This window comes from Alcaligenes sp. CHO6, assembly GCF_037120595.1.
GTDB classification, from domain to species: Bacteria; Pseudomonadota; Gammaproteobacteria; order Burkholderiales; family Burkholderiaceae_B; genus Alcaligenes; species Alcaligenes ammonioxydans.
On record NZ_JBANCI010000002.1, the window covers coordinates 178,327 to 201,849 of the forward strand.

Annotated in this window: 22 protein-coding genes; 14 read left to right on the forward strand and 8 right to left on the reverse strand. The window is 58.0% G+C overall.

All coding sequences use genetic code 11. From position 1 onward, the window contains the following. Positions 1-17 precede the first annotated feature (17 nt). Complete coding sequence (locus V6936_RS08825; RefSeq protein ID WP_003802640.1) at positions 18-689, reverse strand: DNA-3-methyladenine glycosylase family protein; 672 nt, start codon at positions 687-689, stop codon at positions 18-20. Then, positions 674-2,125 carry a cysteine--tRNA ligase gene (gene cysS, locus V6936_RS08830; RefSeq protein WP_059318754.1) on the reverse strand — a complete coding sequence of 484 codons (1,452 nt, stop codon included), beginning with the start codon at positions 2,123-2,125 and terminating at the stop codon, positions 674-676. Before cysS ends, V6936_RS08825 begins: the two co-directional genes overlap by 16 nt. A gap of 264 nt (positions 2,126-2,389) precedes the next feature. Between cysS and V6936_RS08835 the strand changes: the two genes are divergently transcribed. The 3 genes from V6936_RS08835 to V6936_RS08845 all read left to right on the forward strand — a co-directional run bounded on the left by V6936_RS08835 (position 2,390) and on the right by V6936_RS08845 (position 4,467). Next, positions 2,390-3,001, forward strand: a complete 612-nt coding sequence (locus V6936_RS08835) for a tetratricopeptide repeat protein (protein ID WP_230406263.1) — start codon at positions 2,390-2,392, stop codon at positions 2,999-3,001. A gap of 169 nt (positions 3,002-3,170) precedes the next feature. After that, a complete protein-coding gene (locus V6936_RS08840; RefSeq protein ID WP_039943527.1) occupies positions 3,171-3,680 on the forward strand; it encodes a peptidylprolyl isomerase in 510 nt (169 codons plus the stop codon). Further along, the gene (locus V6936_RS08845) at positions 3,670-4,467 is read left to right on the forward strand and encodes a UDP-2,3-diacylglucosamine diphosphatase (protein ID WP_336579738.1); all 798 of its coding nucleotides are present in this window, start codon (positions 3,670-3,672) and stop codon (positions 4,465-4,467) included. Before V6936_RS08840 ends, V6936_RS08845 begins: the two co-directional genes overlap by 11 nt. A 1,056-nt stretch (positions 4,468-5,523) precedes the next feature. On the opposite strand, the gene V6936_RS08850 is transcribed toward V6936_RS08845, so the two are convergent. From V6936_RS08850 to V6936_RS08860, 3 genes are read right to left on the reverse strand one after another with little or no spacing between them, the layout of a single operon-like run. Further along, the gene (locus V6936_RS08850) at positions 5,524-6,384 is read right to left on the reverse strand and encodes an undecaprenyl-diphosphate phosphatase (RefSeq protein WP_003802649.1); all 861 of its coding nucleotides are present in this window, start codon (positions 6,382-6,384) and stop codon (positions 5,524-5,526) included. A 26-nt stretch (positions 6,385-6,410) separates the two neighbouring features. Continuing rightward, entirely contained in the window at positions 6,411-7,994 is a 1,584-nt protein-coding gene (locus V6936_RS08855) for a TerC family protein (protein WP_301606914.1), read from the reverse strand. A gap of 58 nt (positions 7,995-8,052) precedes the next feature. Then, positions 8,053-8,844, reverse strand: a complete 792-nt coding sequence (locus V6936_RS08860; protein WP_003802652.1) for an inositol monophosphatase family protein — start codon at positions 8,842-8,844, stop codon at positions 8,053-8,055. Between the two features lie 108 nt (positions 8,845-8,952). Here V6936_RS08860 and V6936_RS08865 point away from each other — a divergent pair, with 108 nt between their 5' ends. The 11 genes from V6936_RS08865 to V6936_RS08915 all read left to right on the forward strand — a co-directional run bounded on the left by V6936_RS08865 (position 8,953) and on the right by V6936_RS08915 (position 20,246). Continuing rightward, positions 8,953-9,801, forward strand: coding sequence for an RNA methyltransferase (locus tag V6936_RS08865; protein ID WP_003802655.1), 849 nt, complete (start codon positions 8,953-8,955; stop codon positions 9,799-9,801). Between the two features lie 144 nt (positions 9,802-9,945). Continuing rightward, positions 9,946-10,716, forward strand: a complete 771-nt coding sequence (locus V6936_RS08870) for an IclR family transcriptional regulator (RefSeq protein ID WP_059318751.1) — start codon at positions 9,946-9,948, stop codon at positions 10,714-10,716. A 510-nt stretch (positions 10,717-11,226) separates the two neighbouring features. Continuing rightward, positions 11,227-12,636, forward strand: a complete 1,410-nt coding sequence (locus V6936_RS08875) for a short-chain fatty acid transporter (RefSeq protein WP_336579741.1) — start codon at positions 11,227-11,229, stop codon at positions 12,634-12,636. 9 nt (positions 12,637-12,645) lie between these two features. Then, entirely contained in the window at positions 12,646-13,926 is a 1,281-nt protein-coding gene (locus V6936_RS08880) for an amidase (RefSeq protein WP_131071378.1), read from the forward strand. Between the two features lie 58 nt (positions 13,927-13,984). Continuing rightward, positions 13,985-15,667, forward strand: a complete 1,683-nt coding sequence (mdcA, locus tag V6936_RS08885) for a malonate decarboxylase subunit alpha (RefSeq protein WP_131071377.1) — start codon at positions 13,985-13,987, stop codon at positions 15,665-15,667. Positions 15,668-15,701: 34 nt separating this feature from the next. Continuing rightward, positions 15,702-16,052 (forward strand): malonate decarboxylase acyl carrier protein, encoded by a 351-nt coding sequence (gene mdcC, locus V6936_RS08890; protein WP_003802665.1) that lies wholly within the window; start codon positions 15,702-15,704, stop codon positions 16,050-16,052. After that, positions 16,049-16,951: a biotin-independent malonate decarboxylase subunit beta gene (locus V6936_RS08895; protein WP_003802667.1), complete on the forward strand. Its 903-nt coding sequence runs from the start codon at positions 16,049-16,051 to the stop codon at positions 16,949-16,951. Before mdcC ends, V6936_RS08895 begins: the two co-directional genes overlap by 4 nt. Next, complete coding sequence (gene mdcE, locus V6936_RS08900; RefSeq protein ID WP_059318748.1) at positions 16,948-17,661, forward strand: biotin-independent malonate decarboxylase subunit gamma; 714 nt, start codon at positions 16,948-16,950, stop codon at positions 17,659-17,661. Before V6936_RS08895 ends, mdcE begins: the two co-directional genes overlap by 4 nt. Next, positions 17,661-18,365, forward strand: coding sequence for a malonate decarboxylase holo-[acyl-carrier-protein] synthase (gene mdcG, locus V6936_RS08905; RefSeq protein WP_336579742.1), 705 nt, complete (start codon positions 17,661-17,663; stop codon positions 18,363-18,365). Before mdcE ends, mdcG begins: the two co-directional genes overlap by 1 nt. Then, the gene (locus tag V6936_RS08910; RefSeq protein ID WP_336579743.1) at positions 18,355-19,317 is read left to right on the forward strand and encodes a triphosphoribosyl-dephospho-CoA synthase; all 963 of its coding nucleotides are present in this window, start codon (positions 18,355-18,357) and stop codon (positions 19,315-19,317) included. Before mdcG ends, V6936_RS08910 begins: the two co-directional genes overlap by 11 nt. Before the next feature lie 2 nt (positions 19,318-19,319). After that, positions 19,320-20,246: an acyltransferase domain-containing protein gene (locus tag V6936_RS08915; protein WP_336579744.1), complete on the forward strand. Its 927-nt coding sequence runs from the start codon at positions 19,320-19,322 to the stop codon at positions 20,244-20,246. 122 nt (positions 20,247-20,368) lie between these two features. On the opposite strand, the gene V6936_RS08920 is transcribed toward V6936_RS08915, so the two are convergent. From V6936_RS08920 to V6936_RS08930, 3 genes are all read right to left on the reverse strand, one after another. Then, positions 20,369-21,301 carry a LysR substrate-binding domain-containing protein gene (locus V6936_RS08920; protein ID WP_059318812.1) on the reverse strand — a complete coding sequence of 311 codons (933 nt, stop codon included), beginning with the start codon at positions 21,299-21,301 and terminating at the stop codon, positions 20,369-20,371. Between the two features lie 208 nt (positions 21,302-21,509). Continuing rightward, complete coding sequence (locus V6936_RS08925) at positions 21,510-22,322, reverse strand: mechanosensitive ion channel family protein (protein WP_039943581.1); 813 nt, start codon at positions 22,320-22,322, stop codon at positions 21,510-21,512. Between the two features lie 526 nt (positions 22,323-22,848). After that, complete coding sequence (locus V6936_RS08930; protein ID WP_059318745.1) at positions 22,849-23,460, reverse strand: class I SAM-dependent methyltransferase; 612 nt, start codon at positions 23,458-23,460, stop codon at positions 22,849-22,851. Positions 23,461-23,523 lie beyond the last annotated feature (63 nt).

Sequence of the window (23,523 nt, forward strand, 5' to 3'; positions counted from 1 at the left end):
TAAGGTTTAGGCCTAATTTAATATCGTACCGCAACTGTGTTCAGACTGCGCCACAGATGCCAGGTAGCCACCGTACACCACGGCGCCCACGCCTGAGCAACTTCACGCGCCTCGAACCGGGACACCGGTTCGCCGCTGAAATAGTGCTGAGAGATTGCCTTGAGCAGACCCGCATCGTCCAAAGGGAGAACATCGGGTCTGTGCAAGTTGAAAATCAGAAACATATCCGCCGTCCAGCGACCGACGCCACGAATGGCGCACAGGTCAGCAATAACGGCTTCGTCAGACAGGGACTGCCATGCCTGGGGGTCGATTTTACGAGCATCGAAGTGCGTCGCCAAATCAACGATATATTCGGCCTTGCGTTTGGGTAAACCCAATCCATGCAAGGTCTCGTAGCCCAGCTCCAAAATCAGTTGGGGCGACAGCGCCTGACCGCAGCCCTCCAGCAACTTCGCCCACAACTGGTCTGCTGTACGCGAGGCCAGTTGCTGGCCCACGATGGAGCGCACCAATGTAGTAAAAGCCGGCGCCTGATGTTGCAACCAGTAATCGCCATGCTGGGGGATGAGCTTGCGCAAGATACGATCGCGCTTCATCAACTGGGCGCACGCGTCGTCCCAGTAGTCAGGTTTGCCCACCAAACGCACTTGAGGGCCGGATTGAACGCCGCTTAGGCCCTGCGCCATTGTGTTGCTCCACCTGGCCGGTCCTCAAGCTCTACGCCCTGCTCTTTGAGCTGCTCACGAATAGCATCGGCACGCGCAAAATCACGGTTCTGCTTGGCCTGGCTGCGCTCAGCCAGAAGCTCGTCAATCTGGGTGTCGCTCAAGGAATCGGCACCGGCCACGCTGGCTGCCTGACCAAAACGTGTGCTGGCGCGCCAGTAGACGGCCGGGTCCACTTGCAACAGGCCGATCACGCCCCCCAGGGCGCGCATCAGACCAGCGGCCTGCGCATCCTTGTCGCGGTTGGCCTGGCCAGCCAGTTCAAACAGAACGGCAATAGCGCCAGCCGTATTGAAATCGTCGTTCATGGCTTCGGCAAACGCCAAGGCGGGGCCTTGCGTCCAGTCGATCTGAACGTCGGCAGCAGGAACGTGTTGCAGGGTCTGGTACAGACGATCCAGAGCCTGCTGGGCATCGCGCAGATTGTCCGGCGCGTAATTTTGCAGGCTGCGGTAATGATTGCGCACAATAAAGAAGCGCAGCATTTCCGCTTCACGCGGATTGGCGATATAGCTGCTTTGGTCGTCGGCCAGGCCCTCGGGAGCCACGGTATCGCGAATGCGACGGAAGTTGCCCAGGGACTTGGACATTTTTTCCGAGTCCACCATCAGGGGACCGCAGTGCATCCAGACATTGGCCAACTGGCCGCCAAAGGCCCCTTCCGTTTGGGCGATTTCGTTCTCGTGGTGCGGAAATTTCAGGTCCGGGCCACCGCCGTGAATATCCAGGGGCAGACCCAGCAGCGCCTTGCTCATGGCCGAACACTCGATGTGCCAGCCTGGTCGACCCAGACCGTACGAGGACTCCCATTTGGACTCGGCCGGCTCATCGTCTTTGGCCGATTTCCAGAGTACGAAATCCAGAGGATCACGCTTGGCAGAATTCAGGGCAACGCGCTCGCCCGCCCGCAAATCATCCAAAGAGCGGCCTGACAATTTGCCATAACCGGGAAACTGACGCACCGCGTAGTTCACGTCCCCATCTTCAGACTGATAGGCCAGGCCGTTTTCTTCCAGCTTGGCGATAATGCCCAGCATGTCAGGCACGTGCTGGGTCGCACGGGGCTCCGAATCCGGACTTTGCACACCCAGGGCCTTTTCGTCAGCGTGCATGGCGTCAATATAGAAGTCCGTGACTTCAGACATGAGCTGCTTGCGCTCGACGGCGCGACGGATGATCTTGTCGTCGATATCAGTAATGTTGCGCACATAGGTGACGCGATAACCACTTGCTCGCAACCAGCGCTGCACGATGTCAAAACTGACCAGCATTCGCGCGTGCCCCAGGTGACAGAAGTCGTAGACCGTCATGCCACAGACGTACATACGTACGTGGCCCGGTTCAACCGGAGAAAACACCTCTTTAGAGCGTGACAACGAGTTATAAATGCGCAACATGGCCTGTAATCGTCATAAAATCGGAACCTTGTGCCAGAACAATTGCCCTTGGATGAGGTTCCGTATTTCCCGCCCGGCAAGAGGCAAGGTTAGAATGATGGTCAATAAGTATAGCAAGCAGACCTCGTTAAAGGCAGCAATCTACCAACCTTCCTGGTCTTCAAGCCAGATTTTATAGGCGCCCCCTCTGTGTTCAGTACATCTAGACGGACTCGGTTTCTCGCTCCTTGCTCCCTGGCCCTTTTGCTGGCCCTGGGCCACACCGTGAGCGCCCAATCCCTGCCCGATTTGCCCCCGCCCAGTGCGCGGGTAAACGATCCCTTGCTGGATATCGCTCCCGAACCTGAACGTGGCTGGAAGGGTCTGGCTCGCGCGCTGGACGTACTGGCTCCCAGCGTCGATACCGCTTTGCCTCTGAGTGGCGCACAAATCAGCCAGCGCATCAGCACCCTGATTGCTCAAGGCCGTCATGCCGATGCCCTTCAGGCCATCGAGAAACAGCTGGAGCAACGCAAGGACCGGGGTGAACCGGGTGCCAATGTGCAGTTGCTGTTTTTGAAGGCGCGTGCACTGTCGGCCAGCGGCGATCACAATGGCGCCATCCGCATTTATCAGGACATGACCACCTACTATCCAGAGCTTCCCGAGCCCTGGAATAATCTGGCGGCTGAGTACATTGCGCAAGACAAGCTGGAGCTGGCTCTGGAGGCCCTGAAGATGGCTCTGACCGCTGATCCGTCTTATGCGCTGGCACGCGCCAATATGGGTGAAGTCCAGCTCATGCTGGCCAATGACACCTACCGGCAGGCGGCCGCCAGCGGTGTGCCCAAAGCAGCCCAACGCGCACAACAAACTGGCCAAATTCTGCAACAATAAGATTTTTATTTGACGGGATTGCCCCTATCTTATGTTTGCAAGCACATTTCAATGGTGTGATCAGGCTCGCGGCTTGCGCACCCTGCTTATTGCTGCCTGTATGGCTATGCCTATGATGAGCAGTCCGGCTATGGCAGCAGATTCTTCCACTTCTTCTGAAGGCACTTCTATGAGCACCTCTCCACGCGTCCAACTGCAGACGAATTACGGCACCATCCTGGTCGAGCTGAACGCAGAAAAAGCCCCCAATACCGTGGCCAACTTTGTGGACTACGTTACCAGCGGTTTTTACGATGGCACCGTGTTTCACCGTGTGATCAACAACTTCATGATCCAAGGCGGCGGCTTTGAGGCCGACATGAAGCAAAAAGCGACCAATGCGCCCGTCAAGAACGAAGCCGACAACGGTTTGAAGAACGACAAATACACCCTGGCCATGGCTCGCACTTCCGATCCACACTCGGCGACCGCTCAGTTCTTCATCAACGTGGCCGACAACGATTTCCTGAACTTCACCGCGCCCACCGCCAACGGCTGGGGCTACGCCGTGTTTGGCCGTGTGATTGAAGGCACAGAGGTGGTCGATCAGATCAAGGGCGTGCGCACCGGCAACAAAGGCTTTCACCAAGACGTACCTGTTGATGACGTCATTCTGGAAAAAGCCACGATTGTCGAATAAGCTCACGCTGACCGGCAAGATCTGGATTGCCGCGGACCTGCATCTGGGTCCGGACAATCCAGACACCCTCCGGGATTTTCTGCAGTTTCTGCACTCCGCCCAGCATCAGGCACAGGTCTTGATTCTGGGCGGTGATATTTTCAATGCCTGGATTGGTGACGATCAAATTTCCCGCCCTGCCCCCTGGCTTGCTCAAGTCAGTGAGGCGCTGCGCACGTTTGCGCATCAGCATCCGCTTTATCTAATGCGCGGCAATCGCGACTTTCTGCTGGGTAACACCTACGCCCGCCATGTCCACGCCACGCTATTGCCGGATCAAGTCATCCTGGACACCTCGGCCGGTTTGATTCTGATGTCACACGGCGATGAGTATTGTCTGGATGATCTGGACTACCAACGCTTTCGCTACTGGGTACGCAAACCCTGGCTGCAAAAGCTCTATCTGGCCTGCCCTTTAAGCCTGCGCCAACGTATTGCCGACTCGGCCCGCGCCGGTAGCCAGCGCGGCAAGCAATACAAGTCCAAAGAGATTATGGATGTGCAGCCTGCGGCGATTATTGCTGCCTGCCAGGCCCATCCTGTGCAGGCCCTGATTCATGGTCATACACATCGCCCTGCAGTGCATGACATTCCCGGCTTTGAGCCGGTACGCCGATGGGTGCTACCGGATTGGGAGGCGGACTCCTCGCAAGGAGGACGCCGTGGCGGCTATATCAGTATTGAAGGCACACAGCTTTGTTTACACCAATGGGGTAAAGAGGATCAGTGCCAGACACTGGGACCTTAGTAAGAGTGACTTCACCTACAGCCAGCCAGGTTTAAGCTCCCCGTCTTTTTATACCTTCTTACGATAAAACCTGTTTTTCTTCACACGGTGCTGGTGGCAGGAATCAAGGTGGCTGCATGAGCATTTTTGAGGGGGCAGTTGGGCTCGACTTGGCGGGTCTCCGGCCCGTGCTGCGCACGAGCTCCCTGGTCTCTTGCCGTATCCAGGCGCCCTGTGAACTCGCGGGGTCCTTCGTCCCCCGGACGAACCACAAGCACCCCGCTCAAACAGCAAAGGGCTTGCATCCTGGATACGGCAAGAGCCCTGACTCGCCCGTCGAGCCCAACTACCCCCTCAAAAACGCAAAAGAGACCGTGATTTTTGCCAGCAAGATACTTTCACTCGCGGCTACTGAAGAGAATCACCGAAAGCTGGTCTCGTGTCCGAACACCGACTCTTAGCACCATGAGCAGCAAAGCTGCTTGTCCCCTCCTCACTGTGAGCCTCTCGGTTCGTCTGCCCCGGTATCCGGGGCGGTTCAGACTGCTTGCCGCAAGCGGTGTTCGGATACGGGGTGCAAGCGCCCTTCTGTTTGAGCGGGGCACTTGTGTCTTGTCCGGTGGACAAGACACCCCGCGAGTTAAGGGCGCGCCCGTATCCGAACACCGACAAGGGTACCGGTGCACAGCACCGGCAAGTAGTCAGCCCGGATACCGGGGCAGACGAACCGAGAGGCGCCTTGCTGAGACCAAGCTCCCTTCAATAAGCAGCAGCGTATCGAAGCCAAGACAAGCCATGCCAGACCAAACAACGGGCGACAAACCCGCTATTTGCCAACAAACCCTTGAACACAATAGTCACCAAAAACGCGCATATCAAGTTGGTACATCGCTAGATAAGCGGACAGACAGACAGACAGACAGACAGACAGACAGACAGACCGATAAATAGATAGATAAGTAGGTAGGTAAAGTAGGTGCGTGCAAAGACGACATTGACCGAGCCTCACTGAAAAGAAAAATCCCCGCTGGCCAACAAGCCAAGCGGGGATTTCAAAACATCTTAGGCGGCAAAGGTCTACGTCATCAGCCACACAAACAATACCCCGCCCAACGCAATCCGATACCAGGCAAAAGGACGATAAGTACGGCTGGACACAAAACGCAGCACGGCTTTCACTAGAAACAGTGCGCTAAAGAAGGCAGCCACAAAGCCCACGATAATTGCGGTGCTCTGATCCGAACTTAAAGAAGCGCCGTTGCGGTACAAGTCATAAACCGTGGCAGCCAACATGGTTGGCATCGCCAGGAAGAAAGAAAACTCCGTGGCCGTCTTGCGCTGAATACCGGCCAGCATGCCACCAATAATCGTCGCCCCCGAACGCGAAGTACCGGGCACCATGGCAATACACTGAGCGAAACCCACCACCAAAGCCTGCTTCCAGGTGATCTCCTCCAGGGCAAAGGCCGTGGCCTTTTGCGAGGTGGCAGTTTCACCCTGATCCAGCTCAGAGGTATTTTTTGCGTACTGCGGCTTGCGCTCGACCCACAGCATCAATAACCCCCCCAATACCAGCGTGAACACAAACACAATCTGGTGATGGAACAAGGCTTTCACGTACTGAATCGTCAAGGCACCAATAACAGCGGCAGGTAAAAAGGCGATCAGCAGATTGCGCGTGAACATCAGCTCCGTGCGATCACCGCGCAAGGTCCCCATAATCAGCTGAATCAGGCGGGCGCGAAAAATCCAGATAACCGCCAGGATCGAACCGAACTGAATCACGACCTCGAACACCTTGGCATCGCCCGAGGAAAAATCAATCCAGGACCCCAGAATCAACAAATGCGCGGTACTGGAGACAGGAATGAATTCCGTTATGCCTTCAACAATCCCCAGAAACAGGGCTTTCAACAAATAGAGAGTTTGCTCGGTCATGTTGTGTCAATCAACGCCAATAAAAATTAAGTGTTCAAGAACGGATCAATTTGTTCTTCATCGTAGGGCAGACGCTCCAGGCTGACTTGGGAAATGCGACGCCCTTCCAGCTCTTGAACCTTGAAGCGATACACGGCATCGCGTTGCTCAAGCTCACAGACATCACCCACCTTGGGCAATTGTCCGAAACGTGTCAGAAGGTAGCCCGCCAGGGTCGCATACTCTTCCTGCTCATCGACCAGGCCGTCTACACCCAGCATCTGCTCCAGATGATGCAAGTCCGTCGAGCCATCCAGCAACCAATGATCCTGGGACTCCTGAACAATATCGGGACTTTCATCTTCGCTGGGAAAGTCGCCCGCAATCGCCTCGAAAATATCCAGCGGCGTCACCAATCCTTCAATCGTCCCAAACTCGTCGGTCACCATAACCAGTTGGCCACGGCTTTGCTTGATGGTTTCCATCAGATCCAAAATTCCGATGGATTCATACACAAACACCGGCTGACGCAACTGGTCCAGACGGATATGACCATGAATCAGCAAATCTGCCAGTAACTCTTTGCTTCGACCGATACCAATCACCTCATCGAGCGAACCACGGCACACAGGCACCATGCTGTGAGGCTCCTGTGTCATTTTCTCGCGAAGGACCTGGACATCGTCTTGAATGTTGACCCAGGTAATGGCATTGCGTGGCGTCATGACCGAATGGACGGTTCGCTCGGACAAGGTGAGCACGCCACTGACCATATTGCGCTCTTCCTGACCGAACACGGTCTGCGCTGCCACACCCGGCAGATCGGGACCGATCGCCGCATCGCCCGAGTCCGGACGCTTACCCAGCATGCGTAGCACCGCCTCGGCCGTGCGCTCGCGCATCGGACGCCCCGCTTGCAACAGACGCAGCTTGCGACGCGCCAACTGGTTGAACATTTCGATCAGGATGGAAAAGGAAATGGCTGCATACAGGTAACCCTTGGGTACATGTATGCCAAAACCTTCGACCAGCAGCGAAAAACCAATCATGAGCAAAAAGCCCAGGCACAGGATCACCACCGTCGGACGGCTATTGATATAGGCGGTCAGCGGCTTGGAGGCCACCAGCATGATGCCAATGGCGATGACCACAGCAGCCATCATGATGGGCAAATGCTCGACCATGCCCACCGCGGTAATGACCGCATCCAGGGAGAACACGGCATCGAGCACCACGATCTGCGCCACAATGACCCAGAAACTGGCATACATGCGCGAGCCGGAGGCATGCGCGCTGCGGTTTTCGATACGCTCGTGCAGTTCCAGCGTACCTTTGAGCAAGAGAAAGAATCCGCCCACGATCATGATCAGGTCTCGACCTGAAAAAGCCAGACCCATGACAGAGACCAGAGGGTCTGTCAGTTGCACCAGGTGAGACATCACGGTCAGCAGGCCAAGACGCATCAGCAAGGCCAATGACAGACCCAGCACACGCGCCCGGTCACGCTGTGCCGGCGGCAGCTTGTCCACCAGAATTGCAATGAACACCAGATTATCGATGCCCAGAACAATTTCCAGAATTACCAGTGTGAGCAACCCAACCCAGACGGTCGGGTCCATCAACCACTCCATCTCAGCTCCTTGGCGCTGTGATTAAAAGAACACCCCGGCGATGCCGGGGTCTAGGTTCTTAATCTTGCAGGTGCGACAGCATCTGAATAAAGATCTTCGGACTGGCGGCAATCACATTTCCTGTTTCTTTCCAGGTTTGTTCGCCCTCAAAGTCGCCCACCAGGCCCCCGGCTTCGGTAACCAGCAAGGTGCCCGCAGCCAGGTCCCAGGATTTGAGGTTGACGGCACAAAAACCATCCAGACGACCTGCCGCCACATAGGCCAGATCCAGAACCGTTGCCCCCATGCGACGCACGGCGGCGCAATCGGCCAGCATGTCGGCGAACGGAGACGTGGGTTTTACACCCGCGCCCGAATCGGGAACGTGCGCACCGATCAGGGCATCGTGATAACGGGTCTGGCCCGAGACACGGATACGACGATCATTCAGGAAGGCACCGCCCCCCCGGCTGGCTGTAAACAATTCGTTGCGGTTGGTATCGTAAATAACGGCGTGGGCAGCCTGGCCACGGTGCATCAGCGCAATCGATATCGCGTAGCACGGAAAACCGTGGATAAAGTTGGTGGTGCCATCGAGCGGATCAATAATCCACTGGTACTCGGGAGTGCCTTCACCTGCAGGCTCCAGCGGTGGGCGCTCGCCCGTTTCCTCACCGATAAAACCATGATCGGGATAGGCTTCGCTCAACACTTCAATGATGGCTTCCTCTGCTGCGCGATCCACTTCCGTGACATAATCTTTAGGGCCTTTACGCGCAACCGACAGGTGCTGGAGGTCCAGACTGGCGCGAGAGATAATGGTGCCGGCACGGCGAGCCGCCTTGATGGCGGTATTGAGCATCGGGTGCATGGAAATTCCGTTTTTTTAACAATAATTGAGCCTGCCTGGCGTGCCCTGTCGCAGGGCAAAATCGCATGGGCAGACACAGGAAGCGTAGCTTCAAAGTAGCTATTTTAAATGACTCAGACGCAAGCATCGGCATTTGATGATAATTTTCACCGGGTTCGCTTCATTATGGTGCAACCCAGCCACCCTGGAAACGTGGGCGCAGCGGCCCGTGCGATCAAAACCATGGGCTTTGGCGACTTATGTCTGGTCGACCCGCTGGACCCGGACGTTGTACAAAACCCTCAGGCCATCTCGCTGGCCAGCGGCGCCCTGGACGTTTTGGAACAAGCAAGTATCGTTCCCACCCTGGCTCATGCGCTGGAACCGGTCACCCTGGCGTTTGCCCTGACCGCCCGCCCCCGCTATCTGGGCCCCCCGGCTGCCGATATTCGCCAGACCGCCGAACTGAGCCGCGAACACCTGCGTCAACACGCCGGTACGGTGGCCATCGTGCTGGGCACTGAGCGCGTCGGACTGACCAACGATCATATCAGCCAGTGCCAGTACGTCTGCCACATTCCGGCCAACCCCCAGTACAGCTCACTGAATGTTGCCCAGGCACTGCAACTGGCTGCCTGGGAGTTGCGTTACGCCTTGCTGGCCGAAAGCGGCGCCCCCCTCTTGCCCCACACCGAGGGCAAGGTGGACCCTGGCAAAGCGCTAGCTACCCAGGCCAAAGTGCAAGCCCTGATGCAGCATTGGGAACAGGCCATTGAAAGCGTCAAATTCCTGGACCCCAAGCATCCCAAAAAACTGGTCCCCCGCATGCAGCATTTGTTTGGACGCGCGCAACTGAGCCTGGACGAGGTGGATATGTTGCGGGGCCTGTGTACCGCCATGATCAAGACCGCCAGAGCAGCGGGGCACCCCATCCCCGAGCAACGCAAAGAGGAATCCGCCGGTCCCGAGCAGCGCTGATTGCGCCACGGCTGCCGTCGCTCCCGCCTGCCCGCTGCACGCAGCGGGCATTTGCTTTATTGAACGATCACACAGTGGACACTTTCCGAGCTGGCGTATATTCTTAGCAGGTTACGTTTTGGTAAACATCGGCCGTTTTCAAGCATGAATACTCCAGAGACCGTAGAACCGCAGGATCAGGCCGGGCCGCGCACCTTGCAACGCGGCCTGCTGGTGCTCAAGACTTTGCAGAACCATCAAGGCAAAGGAATGAGCGTCACCGATCTATCGCGTGCCACCCAATTGCAGCGTCCCACGATCTACCGCCTATTGGCCGCCCTGATCGATCACGGGCTGGTGCAAAACAGCAGTCACAGCCGCCGCTACAGCGCCACACGTCAGGACCAGGGCTTGTTTGGCATGGACCCCAGGGTCACCATCATGCAACCCATCATGCAGGAGCTGGCGCAGCTGACGGGGGATGCTGTTTTTCTGGTGGGACGCGATGGCGACGATTCGGTCAGCTTGTGGCGTGAAATCGGCCCCTATCCGGTGCAGATACTGGCGACTTATGTGGGCAAACGTCAGCCTCTGGGAGTGGGCTCAGGCGGCATGGCCTATCTGGCCACACTGGGAGACGAGGCAATCGAGCAGATCATCGAACGCAACGCTAATCAACTGGATCAGTATGGGGGCATGACCCAACGGGAGATGCGCCAACTGGTCACCAACACCCGGATTCGCGGCTACTCGGTGGTCGGCAATTACGCCGTTCGCGGCGCTCTGGGAGTAGGTTGTGCGCTCTGCGATCACAAAGGCCGGCCCATTTTGGCCATGAGCGTGACCGCCATTACCGAACGCATGCCCGCACCGCGTCAGAAAGAGATCGCCGGTCTGTTGCGCGATGCACTGGATTCAGTCGCTGACAAATTTTAAGGAAAGCAGCGGGTACCGCTTTCTTTCCTTCGCGCCGGGCTTTCCCGCCTAGCCGCCCCTTTTCGCCACCCGCTGACTCCGACCCTTTAAAGCTCTGAGCCCCTGCGCTCCCTGGTCATCCACTCATCCAGCCCCTTGCGGGCCTGGACATCTGATCGTCTGATCCGTTCGTTTTCGCTAAATATCCTCTCTGCACAAATCCGAGCCGCTTTATATCTAAAGCAACTGCTTGGCTCTGCGCTAACCCTGTTTTCCCCTAGGGTTAACGCGGCATCGTTTCACCCTGCGTAAATAAAGCGACATTTGCTTTATTGATCCACGCCCAAGCCTGTCGCTATCTTGTCAGCACAACGATAAGCCCACCAAGGGCACACCCAAAAGAGGAAAGCGAGATGCAGGCAACCGTCCCGACCCAGCTGCACGTGCTGGCGAAACGGTGCATCACGCAACCCTACCCCTTAGCCGACCCACTAGCCAGGTCGGGGAGACAAAAACAAGGATAAGTTCATCATGAACACCACTGCTACCCTCACGGCCAAGCCCAGGCCGAACTTGCTGACACGCTTTACCAACATCTGCGTGCGTTACGTAGAAAAATGGATGCCTGACCCGTATCTGTTCGCCGTCATTCTGAGTTTGCTGGTTGTCGGTTTAATCGCCCTGTTTGTAGACGGCGCCACCCCTGGAGGAATGGTGGATGCCTGGTACCGTGGAGTATGGGGGCCGAAAAGCATTTTCACCTTTGCCCTGCAAATGGTGTTGATTTTGGTGACCGGCTATACGCTTGCCGAAGCGCCGCCCTTAAAACGCGCCATTATCTGGCTGGCCTCTCGTGCCCGCAATCAGGTTGAAGGTGCGCTGCTGTGCTTTGCCGTAGGTTCCCTCTTTTGCCTGCTGAACTGGGGCCTGGGCCTGGTTGCCGGCGCTCTGGTCGCGCGTCAGGTCGCCCGCCGTCTGCCTCACGTGCACTTTGGCTATCTGATTGCCTCGGGCTATATGGGCTATTTACTCTGGACTCAAGGGCTCTCCAGCTCGATTGCGCTGGCCAATACCGACCCCAACAGCCCGATCAATGTTATCCACCAGTTGACCAACATGACGGTGCCTTTCAGCCTGACCATCTTTCAGCCCTACAGCTGGATTCCGGTGCTGGCCCTGATCATCCTGCTATTTCTGACGATCTGGCGCATGGAACCCGACCATGCCTTGCCGCCCGACCCGGCCGTCTTTGCCGATATTGAGAAAGACCTGCCCAAAACCAAGGCTAGCACTCCGGCTGAAAAGCTGGAAAACCTGTGGATTCTGAATGTGCTGTTCTTTGCCGCGGGTATGTACTACTTCGTGCGCAGCGGTTTTGCGTTGAACATCTCCTCCATGATCATGCTGTTTACCGTTACGGGTGCCCTGCTGCACTGGACGCCTATCCGCTTTATCAAGTCCTTTGTCGAGTCCGCCAAAACGGCTGGCCCGCTGATTCTGCAATACCCGCTGTATGGCGGCATTATGGGCTTGCTGGCCTATATCCCCATGGAAGGCGGCCGCGCCCTGGAAGAAATCCTGTCCTCCGCGCTGGTCACCGGGGCCAATGAATACACCCTGCCCTTCCTGACCTTTATCGCCTCCATCATCATCTCGCTGTTTGTCCCTTCCGGTGGCGGACACTGGGGGGTGCAAGGCCCCATCGCCGTGCAGTCAGCTCTGGCCATCGGTCAGGACAGCTCTGCCTATCTGGGCCTGATGTCCATGGCCGTGGCGTTTGGCGAAGCCGTTGCCAATATGATCCAACCCTTCTGGCTCTTGCCCGTGCTGGCCATCGCACGCTTGAATGTGCGGCAGGTCATGGGCTTTACCGTCGTGGCTTTTCTGATTGGCACCGTCGTGTTGACGATTGCTATTCTTATTGCTCCTTTCACGATCTGAGGTCATGCCATGTCTGTGAATGAGTTCGCCACCCGAAACACGACATCCAGCCAGCAGGCGGCGGAAGCTGCTCTTGCCCGCTACGAACAAACCGAGGATCTGATCCAGGCTTTTGCCCATCTGGACAAGGAGCAGGTACGGCGCCTGGCCCGGGAGCAGGAAAACCGTAGCGGCCCTTTGAAGGGGCTGCTCATCGGCATCAAGGACCTGATCAATACGGCCGATGCGCCGGCCACTTACGGGTCACCCATTTACCGGGACAACCGGCCCAGTGAGGACGCGCCCATCGTGCAAGCTCTTCGCGCGGCCGCTGCGGTGCCCTTTGGGAAAACCGTGACCACGGAATTCGCCCTGTTCCATCCCCCCAAGACCCGCAACCCCTGGAATCCGGATCACACGCCCGGCGGCTCATCATCAGGCTCGGCCGCCGCCGTAGCGGCCAATGTGGTGCCTGTGGCCTTGGGTACCCAAACCGCCGGCTCTGTCGTGCGCCCTGCCGCCTTTTGCGGTATCTACGGCTTCAAGCCCAGCTTTGGGGTCCTGCCCAGCAACGGCCTGAAAACGATCAGTCCCTCGTTGGACACCGTGGGAATCCTGGGCCAGCGCCTGGAAGATATACAGCGCGTGTTCAATGTGCTGCGCACCAGCCCGGAAATCACATCCAGCCTGTTGCAAGCCCCCTTGCGTCTGAGTTTTTTACAGACCCCGTGGTGGGAGGAACTATCAGACGATCTGCGGGACCGACTCAAGGCGGTGATAGCCCATCTGAGCGCCAACGACGGCCAGTTTGAGATCCAACGTAACGGTAAGGACAGCCTGTTTGGTGAGCTGACTCATGCACAACAGGCCATCATGGGCGCTGAAGTGCTGATTCATTTAGGCCATGAGCGCCAGCACCATCTTGAGCTGCTGTCACCCGCTTTGCAGGCCTATCTGGACCGGTGTGCGCAGACTCGGCCGGCTGAACTGATTCAGGCCCAAGGCCTGGTCAATCAGCTCAAACGCCAGCCCGAGCTGATCTTCGGCGATGCAGATTTGATCCTGAGCGCCTCGGCCTTGGGCGAAGCCCCTACACGTGAGACGACGGGCGATCCGGTGCTGTGTCGGGCCTGGACAGCGTTGGGCATTCCATGTCTGAACATGCCCATTGGCTTTGGCCGCCAGGGGCTTCCCTTGGGCCTGCAACTGGCCGCCCGGCCCGGGCAGGATGACCTGCTGCTGGAAGCAGCCACTCGCATCGCCCATCACCTGGGCACCCGCTCCATCGCGCTGCCTGAGCTGCGTTCGTGACACTTCAGGCAACAGGCTTTAAAGAAACACATCGACAGAGGTATGACAGGGAAACCTAATGACGGACAGCAACTGGAATCTTAAGAATCAAGCGCGCCAGCAAAGACTGCAACGCGCCAGCCGAGCACTGGGAGACTCGCTGCAAGGCAAACTGTGCAGCACAGATAAAGCCAGCTTATTGCTGGAAGCCGTCTTGCAGGCAGGCGATCGTGTATGTCTGGAAGGCAACAACCAGAAACAAGCCGATTTTCTGGCTGACGCGTTGGTGGGGGTCGATCCCACACAGATTCATGACCTGCACATGGTGCAATCCGTGCTGGCCTTGCCCCAGCATCTGGATGTGTTTGAAAAAGGCATCGCCAGCCGCCTGGACTTCAGCTTTTCGGGCCCGCAAGGTGCACGCCTGGCCCGGCTGGCATCGGCAGGGCGACTGAACATCGGTGCTATTCATACTTATCTGGAGTTGTTTGCGCGTTACTTTGTCGATTTGACTCCGAATGTGGCGCTCATCGCCGCTCAGGCCGCCGATGAGCACGGCAATCTATACACCGGTCCCAATACCGAGGACACCCCCGCCATTGTGGAAGCCACCGCTTTTTCGGGCGGCATTGTGATTGCTCAGGTCAATGAGCTGGTCAATAGCAAGACCACGCGCCTGCCTCGCGTGGACATCCCCGCAGATTGGGTGAACTTCGTCATCCCGGCCCCGCGCCCCCACTTTATCGAACCGCTGTTTACCCGCGACCCGGCGCAGATCAGCGAAATACAGGTCTTGATGGCCATGATGGCGATCAAGGGCATCTACGCGGAATACGGCGTGCAGCGCCTGAACCACGGCATCGGTTTTGATACCGCCGCCATCGAGTTGCTCTTGCCCACCTACGGTCAATCGCTGGGCCTGAAAGGCAAGATTTGCCAGCACTGGGCCTTGAATCCGCATCCTGCCCTGATCCCCGCGATTGAGGCTGGCTGGGTGCAATCCGTGCATTCCTTTGGTTCCGAGCTTGGCATGGAAAATTACTTGCGCGCCCGCTCCGATGTGTTCTTCACTGGTCCCGATGGCAGCATGCGCAGCAATCGTGCTTTTTGTCAGGCAGCGGGTCACTATGCCTGCGATCTGTTCATCGGCTCCACCTTGCAGATCGATCTGCAGGGCAATAGCTCCACCGCCACGCTGGGCCGCATTGCCGGTTTTGGTGGCGCACCGAATATGGGGGCCGATGCCCGTGGCCGGCGCCACGCCAGCCCCGCCTGGCTCAAAGCAGGTCAACAAGCCCGCGCAGGACGCCAGGGGGCGGCCGGTACGCCGCGAGGCCAAAAGCTGGTGGTGCAGATTGTGGAAACGTTCCGCGAACACATGACGCCGGCCTTTGTGGACACCCTGGATGCCTGGACCCTGCAGGAGCAGACCGGCATGGATCTGCCCCCCATCATGGTGTATGGCGAGGATGTCACCCACATCCTGACCGAAGAAGGCATTGCCAACCTGTTGCTGTGCCGGAGCGACGAAGAACGCGAGCAGGCCATACGCGGCGTAGCCGGGTATACGCCCGTAGGCCTGGGCCGCGATGTGCGCATGGTGGAAAACCTGCGCGACCGCGGCATCATCCGGCGACCGCAGGATTTAGGCATAGACCCACGTCAGGCCACTCGCAATCTATTGGCCGCACGCAGCATGCGGGATCTGGTTGACGCCTCGGGCGGCCTGTATCAGCCCCCGGCGCGCTTTCGTAATTGGTAAGGGCCCGCACCGCTATTTGCATTAGGAGATCACGATGACTCAGCATCCTCACGGCCTGGAGACCCTGGCCTACCGTTTTCAGGGGCAAGAGCCCATTGGCCCATTCCAGCCCGTGCTGATTGGCGTCGTGGGTTCGGGCAATCTGGAAGTACTGGCCGAACCCAAGGACAGCCCCGACTGCACTATTCACATTCATACCTCAGCACGAGGGTTTTCCGCCATCTGGGATGCCGTGGTACGGGACTTTCACCAGCGTCATCCGCTGGCCGGCATTCACTTTGACATCAACGATATGGGAGCCACCCCGGCCGTGGTCAGCCTGCGTCTGGACCAGGCCGCCAGCGAAGCGCTGGCACGTAGCCAAGCACAAGGAACACAGTCATGAGCAGTTATCTGGAATGTTCTGCCCGCCAGCGCGTCCAGACTCTGTTTGACGCGAACAGCTTTCATGAGTGGTTGCCCCCGGCGCAACGCATCAGCAGCCCGCACCTGGCTCAGTTGGGCGTCCCCTCATCTTTTGATGATGGTGTGGCCATCGGCCATGCCTTGCTGGAAGGGCAGACCGTTTATGTGGCAGCGCAAGAAGGCGAGTTCATGGGCGGTGGTGTGGGCGAAGTCCACGGCGCCAAGCTGGTGGGCCTGCTGCGTCGTGCCATGATCGACCGCCCTGCTGGCGTGGTGCTGCTACTGGAGTCCGGCGGTGTGCGCTTGCACGAAGCCAATGCGGGTTTGATCGCCGTGTCGGAAGTGATGCGCGCCCTGCTGGATACCCGCAATGCCGGGGTGCCGGTGATTGCCCTGGTAGGCGGGCAAAACGGTTGTTTTGGCGGCATGGGCATAGTGGCTCGCTGCACCAATCACCTCATCATGAGTGATGTAGGCCGTCTGGCCATGTCCGGCCCCGAAGTCATTGAAGCTTCACACGGTGTGGAGGAATACGACTCCAAAGACCGTGCGCTGGTCTGGCAGACCAGTGGCGGGAAACATCGCTGGCTGACCGCCGATTGCGACGACCTTGTGCCTGACACTGTGACAGCTTTCCGTGCTGCCGCCGTGCAAGGATTGAAAAAACCAGCCCGTGGCCCCGTCACCGTGGAAGAACTGGAACAGGAACACCAGATGCTGGCCCATCGCACCGCCTTGCTGCCTGTCGAACAATGGGAGCACACGGAGAACCAGGCTCGCCACTTATGGCAGGCGCTGGGTTTGAAGCACAGCGATCAAGTCGGGCAGATGGATGCCGCGGCCGTCAAAGCATTACGCAGCCAGGAGGCGCTGTCATGAAATGGGAAGCACTGGTGAAATCGCTGTTCGATACGCAGCACACCATCACCGAACAGGATTTATTTTTACAGGGGACAGCCGAATTTGAGGGTCAAACACTGAACGTTATTGGAACCACCGAACACGCGCCTATTGGCGTATCCCTGGCTTTGACCCAGGCTCAGGCGGTGCTGGACACCATCAGGCACCATCCTGGCCGCAGTCTGCTGCTCTTGGTCGATACCCAAGGCCAGCAACTGCGCCGCCGCGATGAGCTGCTGGGTATCAACCGCGCCATGGCCCATTTGGGCATGTGTCTGGATCTGGCCCGACGCAAAGGTCACAAAGTCATTGGACTGGTCTATGACCAGGCACTTTCAGGCGGATTCATCACCTCCGGGCTGATTGCCGACGCCTGCTATGCCGTACCCGAGGCCGAGATTCGCGTCATGCGCATTCCCGCCATGGCCCGCGTCACCAAGCTGCCCGAAGCCCTGCTGGAAGAACTGGCACAGTCCAATCCGGTTTTTGCGCCCGGCGTAGACAACTATGTGGCCATGGGGGGTATTCAGGCTGTCTGGGACAACCGTTCGCCTGAGCATCTGCGTGCGTCATTGCGTGCGGCACTGGCCCAGTCCGATCACCAGGATCGCCGTGCCAGTGATGGCGCCCAACGCGGTGGTCGCCGTCTGGCGGCCCAGATCATTGACCAAGTCTTGCAGGCATCCTGATGACCGCACCACTGCCCGCTCGCCGTCACCATCTGATTACGCTGGACAGCCCAGCCTGGGATCAGGTGCTGGCGGATCTGGAGCCAAGCAGCCACGCCAGTCTGAGCCTGCAGCAATGGCAGGCCCGAGGCTGGCCGCTGGTAGTCAGCCGTCAGCCAGGTGAACTGCGTCACGGGCAGCTGCAAGTGGGCATTCCGTTACCGACCGATTGGGGACGGCAACGTCTGTCCCTGATTGTTCCCCAGGCGCGGAGCCTGGCCTGGGGCAGTTTCCCCCCTGCCCATGAAGCCCAAACCTTGCTGCTGGTTTCCTTGGCGCAAGACTGGCTGAGCTTATGCCAGCAGATGCAGGCACACGGCTGCACAGCTCAGGTTTATGGCAGTTATGGCTGGGAGCTGATCACGGGGCAAGGTTATGTGCGTGAAGGCTCGGACCTGGATTTGCTGCTGCCCGTGCAGTGCGCCACGCAGGCCGATCGTCTGGTGCAGCTCTTGCATGCGGCCAGCGAATGGCCGGGTTTGCCCCGTCTGGATGGCGAGCTGCTGTTTCCGGATGACGCCGCCATCGCCTGGCGTGAATGGCAGCAATGGCGCAGTGGTGCCAGCAGCAAAGTCATGATCAAACACACGCATGGTTTACGTATTCAGGCGCACTCGGACTGGCCTGAGCACGCCCCTGCCCTGGAGTCTTCTCATGCTGCTTGATGCCATTGAAACAAGGGTATGGGCGCCCCCACCGACGCCCCCTGAGCGCATGGACCCATCCCCTTCCTGGCGTTGTGCGGACATAGGCCGGGCGGCTGTTCTGGCGCTGTATGACGAGCTGATTCTGGCCCCCAAGCCGGGACTGGTTTCCTTGCTCGACAGCGGCAGCCATGACGATATGGACGCCAGCACCTTCTACCGCAGTCTGTTCGCTCTGCGCCACTATTTTTCTGACATGGCAGCCCTGGGCCAACAGCGTGCTCCCTTTTGCCAACTGCAAACTCGCGGGATGGCAGCGGAGGCTCGCATGCAGGCGGCAACCGCCGGCATCAATACGCACCGTGGAGCCATCTTCATGCTCGGCCTGCTGTGTGCAGCCGCAGGCGCCTGCCTTCCTTTTCGCGCCCTGACTCCCGCCACGATTCGGGACCAACTTCAAACATTATGGGGGGCAGCTTTACAGGCCCGCAGCCAGCAAACCTCGTCCGCACTGCCGGGTGGACAAGCGGTACGCCGCTATGGTTTACAGGGCGCGAACCAGGAAGCCGCCCAAGGATTTCCCACCTTGTTTGAAACGGCCTGGCCCGCCTGGCAAGCCGCTGTCAACCTCTTGTCTCCGCACAGCGCGCCTATTACCGATCAGCAATTGCAGACCGTGGGTTTGCATACTTTCTTTTCGGTGATGGCGGTCCTTGACGATAGCAATCTGGCCCATCGTGGCGGACTGGAGGGGCTGCACTACGCGCGCCGCTGCGCCGCACAGTATTTGCACGCAGGCAGCGCATTTACCCCGGATGCGGTGCAACGCGCCCAAACCTTGCATCACGCCTTTATGCAGCGCCGTCTGTCCCCTGGAGGTGCTGCCGATACCTTGTCGGCCTGCTATTGGCTGGACCGCCTGCAAGCCACGGCTCCCGGCCGTGCACGCCAACGTCGTCCTATTGGAGTCTGACCATGAAAATCGCCCTGCTGTTTTCCGGGCAAGGCATGCAATACGCGAACATGCTGCCCTGGCTCAATCCGACCCATCCCTTGCTGCTGCAGATGCAGGATCAGTTACACGTTGCCGATTGGCGCAGCGCCATGCGCGATGCCAATTGGGCGAGCACCAACGCCCATGCCCAGGTCGTCCTGACAGCCTGCGCCTTGGCCGCCTGGCAGCAATTGCAGGAACGAGTCCCTGCCCTGCAGGCGCCCAGCCCTTGTCTGGCTGCCGTGGCTGGCTACAGCATTGGCGAACTGGCAGCTGCATGCGTCGCGGGAGTGCTCTCCAGCAGCGACACGGTCACACTGGCCGGACAACGAGCCGCCCTCATGGATCAGGCCGGGGCCGGACAAGACAGCAGCATGCTGGCGATCAGTGGGGTTTCCATTCGGTCAATTGAACAATGGTGCCAGGCACAAGGCGCTGCCCTGGCCATACGCAATGGTCCCGAGAGCGCCGTCTGTGCGGGGCCACGCGACAAACTTTCGGCCCTGGAAACATTCGCTCAAGAACAGGGGGCGCGTTGCACGCCCTTGGCCGTGACTATTGCATCCCATACCCATTGGATGAGCAGCGCCGCTCACGCCTTTCACGAGCAGCTAAACCAAAGTGGGCTGGCGGCCCCCAATGTGCCTTGGCCAAGCAATGCCGGTGTGTGGGTACACAGCGCGGCAAGTGCGGCCCACGCCTTGGCAGCGCAACTGATGCAGACCGTGCAATGGGATGCCTGCATGGAACAGATTGAAGAACGTCAGCCCGATGTGGTGTTGGAAATCGGCCCAGGGCGCAGCCTGGCGACCCTGTGGAACCAACGCTATCCCGATATCCCTGCACGCTGCGTGGATGAATTCCAAACCCTGGATGGCGTGCAACGCTGGCTGTCCAGATGGGCCTGACTGTCAGTTGCAGCACCAGGTGTACTCCTGCCCTGGCAGACTCGCTGGGGGCTTGAGCTGAGCATCTGGAAGCGGCAGCCCCTCCCTCCTGACCGAGCTCCAGCAAGGCCATCGCGTTCCTATCAAACCGGCTTGTGCCCTTCTTTCTCCAGTTGATTGCGCACAATACGGCACGCCCGCAGCACACTCAACACATTGGGGCTGCGTTCGCGCGACTTCATGCAAACCAGACCAATCCGCTGCGAATGCCGATACGGCCACTCCAGGCTTAACCACTGGATCTTGTCAGAAAACACCTCTTTGGCACGGGCAGGCAATAGAGAGCATCCCACCCCGCCGCTGATAAGACTCATCAACGAAAAGATGTCGCCGGTACGCATCACAATCTCGGGCTCGAACCCGGCCTTGGCCATCATGCGCTGCATATCACGCCCAGTGGCAAAATCATCGCTCAACGATACAAAACGCTCTTTGGAACACCGCGCCAAATCCACGACCGACCCTTGCGCACCGTGCCAGCCCAGCGGCGCGGCAAACATCAGCTCGTCATCAAAGATTGGCAGCAACTCCAGATCAGGCTGGGCCTGCGGAAGTTCGATCAGGGCGGCATCAATATGACCACTGCGCAACTTTTGCAGCAGCTTTTCATTGGAGTCCAGCACCAGATCGATCTGCAACAACGGCTTGTGTATCTTCAGCTCCACCAACAGACGGGGAACGAGCCGGATTGTCAGTGAATACATGGAGCCAATGCGCAGTTGATCCGAGGAGTAGCCCCCGGCCTCACGCGCGGCATCAATACCCTGCTGCAAGGTGCGTATGGTTTCTTTGGCTGCCTCGGCCAGCTCACGGGCGGAGTCCTGAGGTACCAGATTACGCCCCTCCTGCAAGAACAAGGGGCACCGCAAGCCTTCTTCCAGGCTTTTCAATGCCCGATGAACACTGACCGCACTGGTACCCAACTGGTCCGCCGCACGGGAAATCGTGCCAGCCTCCAAAAAGGCCAACAAAACTTCCAAACGTCGTACCGTAATTTTTTCGTCGATCAGAAACATCGTGGGGGAGCGATAGGGGTGGCGTTCAGGCAAAGCGTACAGTATGGAGGAAGCGCTCTCTGCCTCCAATGCAGGCTAACCCGAAAAAAAAACCCCAAGCTGCTGATCGCAAGGCTTGGGGCATTTTTGCTGCTATCTGCAACCACACTAGACGTGGCTATCCTGACCACTGAAACGGCTCGATATCCGGCCTCGGCGGCCATCCGGCTCAGGCCGCTTTTTTATCGCCGCCCGATTGCACGATTTCCCGTACGGGAACCGGGGTTTGCAAACCAGCTTCATTCAGCACTTGAATCGCGCGACGGAACAAGTGAAAGCGGGTATCCCAGAAGTCAGCGGCACTGATCCAAGCACGCAGATTGACCGTAATGACGCTATCCTTGTACTCCATAACCATCACTTGAGGGGCCGGGTCCTTCAAAACCTTGTCGTTTTCGTCCAGCAGGTTTTGCAGCAACTTCAAGGCCAGATCCAGGTCGTCACCGTACCGGACACCCACACCAAAATCCAGACGACGAGTCGTATTGCGGCTGTAATTGATGATGGGATTGCCCCAGATCAGACTGTTGGGCAACGTAAACTGAATGCCATCGACCTGCTCGAAGCGGGTCAAGAACAAGCCCACTTCCTGTACCGTACCATCCCCTTTGCCCACAACCGACACGAACTCACCCGCACGCAAAGGGCGCAGCATCAACAACATGATGCCAGCGGCAATGTTTTGCAGGGTGTTCTGCAGGGCCAAACCCACTGCCAGGCCAGCCGCACCCAGCACCGCAATAATGCTGGCTGTCTGGACGCCAAAGCGTGCCAGCACCGCAATCAGTACAAAAATACGGATCGTCCAGACCGTGACCGACTGGGCCATAGGCACGATGGTGGGGTCCACACGGGGGGAGCTGGCTGCCATTCGCTTGATGGCCCGGCCGGCAACGGCTGACAGCCACCAGCCAATAATCAGAATCAACAACGCGATCACGACGTTAAGCCCAATCGCGACCACAGCGGGAAATTCTGTCATCCAGACTTGCAATTTTTCCACGTTTCACTCTCCTGAAGAAAATGGCAAAGAACCGAAGGGACTGGCCGCTAAAGGTCAACATTGCTCGTGTGCATCATAGCCTTGAGACTGAGGGGAACCCAAGCTGCTCAAACGCGTGATCTTATCCACGAAAACTGTGGATAGCTCATAGGAAAAACTGGGCAAATCAGAAAAACCGTTCGTAGTATCAGCCACTTAAAACGGGCGAGCAGAAAACGGCCAAATGCCTCAACACCCGCAATCTTATCCCCATAAAATGTGGACAAGTCACAGGATAAACCGTGAATCAGTGCATTTATTTCAATAATTTCAACAGCTTAACAAACCCGATCAGAGAATCGACAATTCTTTACCATTTTTTTCCCCGGACCTGGTCCTTCATGCTATCGATCGGCTTATCCACAAAAGATGTGCATAAAAATAGGGAAAACCCCTGTATTAGCCAAAAAACCCATTACAAAACAAAAAGATAGGTAGCCAGGTCAGGGATTCACCATTTGGCTGCTTAGGAGACCGGCACGCGCCACAAAGACGCCAGCCAATGTTGCTCCTGAGGCGGCTTGTCCGTGGGGCGGTAAAAGTGATGGATATACTCAAAACCTGCATGCTCCAGGCGCTGCGCCCACTGCTCCCAACTGTAGTAACACCCATAGCGCTGTCCATTCCAGCCTTCTTGCCCCTGACCGCGCGGATTGGAAGAAAACAGCACGCCACCGGGTCGCAGACTGTGCCGCAAGCTTGTCAGCACAGCCGGTAGCTGCGCACTGGGTATGTGAAATAACACGGCATTGGCAAACACGCCGTCAAACGCGGCGGCGGGCAATTTCAAATCCAGGATATCCTGATGCAGTACCGTCAGACCGGTTTGCTGGCGCGCCATCTCGACAAAGGCGGCGCACCCATCCAGTCCCACAGGTCGGTGACCCATGGCCTGAAATGCCACCAGATCACGGCCGGGTCCACAACCCAGATCCAGAATATCCACCGGCCCGGCTGCGCCGATGGCGGCCAGCAAAGCGTCCCGGTTCTGGCTGACATCATGGTCCCAGGTGCCATCACGGTACGCCTGCGCATGGTCCTGATAATGATTGACGGTGCGACGACTGGTCTCTTTCATCTGAACATCCTTGCCTGTGTTATGGGTTTACTTGACGCTACCTAACGATGGATCGACTATATC

Bases quoted from the DNA above. Each gene is read 5' to 3' on its own strand.
- V6936_RS08850 (WP_003802649.1), bottom strand. From the start codon at position 6,384: ATGACCGAGCAAACTCTCTATTTGTTGAAAGCCCTGTTTCTGGGGATT.
- V6936_RS08865 (WP_003802655.1), top strand. From the start codon at position 8,953: ATGACTCAGACGCAAGCATCGGCATTTGATGATAATTTTCACCGGGTT.
- mdcA (WP_131071377.1), top strand. From the start codon at position 13,985: ATGACGGACAGCAACTGGAATCTTAAGAATCAAGCGCGCCAGCAAAGA.
- V6936_RS08920 (WP_059318812.1), bottom strand. From the start codon at position 21,301: ATGTTTCTGATCGACGAAAAAATTACGGTACGACGTTTGGAAGTTTTG.
- V6936_RS08910 (WP_336579743.1), top strand. From the start codon at position 18,355: ATGCTGCTTGATGCCATTGAAACAAGGGTATGGGCGCCCCCACCGACG.
- V6936_RS08825 (WP_003802640.1), bottom strand. From the start codon at position 689: ATGGCGCAGGGCCTAAGCGGCGTTCAATCCGGCCCTCAAGTGCGTTTG.
- V6936_RS08880 (WP_131071378.1), top strand. From the start codon at position 12,646: ATGTCTGTGAATGAGTTCGCCACCCGAAACACGACATCCAGCCAGCAG.
- V6936_RS08930 (WP_059318745.1), bottom strand. From the start codon at position 23,460: ATGAAAGAGACCAGTCGTCGCACCGTCAATCATTATCAGGACCATGCG.
- V6936_RS08855 (WP_301606914.1), bottom strand. From the start codon at position 7,994: ATGGAGTGGTTGATGGACCCGACCGTCTGGGTTGGGTTGCTCACACTG.
- mdcC (WP_003802665.1), top strand. From the start codon at position 15,702: ATGACTCAGCATCCTCACGGCCTGGAGACCCTGGCCTACCGTTTTCAG.
- V6936_RS08840 (WP_039943527.1), top strand. From the start codon at position 3,171: ATGAGCACCTCTCCACGCGTCCAACTGCAGACGAATTACGGCACCATC.
- mdcE (WP_059318748.1), top strand. From the start codon at position 16,948: ATGAAATGGGAAGCACTGGTGAAATCGCTGTTCGATACGCAGCACACC.
- V6936_RS08895 (WP_003802667.1), top strand. From the start codon at position 16,049: ATGAGCAGTTATCTGGAATGTTCTGCCCGCCAGCGCGTCCAGACTCTG.
- mdcG (WP_336579742.1), top strand. From the start codon at position 17,661: ATGACCGCACCACTGCCCGCTCGCCGTCACCATCTGATTACGCTGGAC.
- V6936_RS08925 (WP_039943581.1), bottom strand. From the start codon at position 22,322: ATGACAGAATTTCCCGCTGTGGTCGCGATTGGGCTTAACGTCGTGATC.
- V6936_RS08870 (WP_059318751.1), top strand. From the start codon at position 9,946: ATGAATACTCCAGAGACCGTAGAACCGCAGGATCAGGCCGGGCCGCGC.
- V6936_RS08875 (WP_336579741.1), top strand. From the start codon at position 11,227: ATGAACACCACTGCTACCCTCACGGCCAAGCCCAGGCCGAACTTGCTG.
- cysS (WP_059318754.1), bottom strand. From the start codon at position 2,125: ATGTTGCGCATTTATAACTCGTTGTCACGCTCTAAAGAGGTGTTTTCT.
- V6936_RS08860 (WP_003802652.1), bottom strand. From the start codon at position 8,844: ATGCACCCGATGCTCAATACCGCCATCAAGGCGGCTCGCCGTGCCGGC.
- V6936_RS08915 (WP_336579744.1), top strand. From the start codon at position 19,320: ATGAAAATCGCCCTGCTGTTTTCCGGGCAAGGCATGCAATACGCGAAC.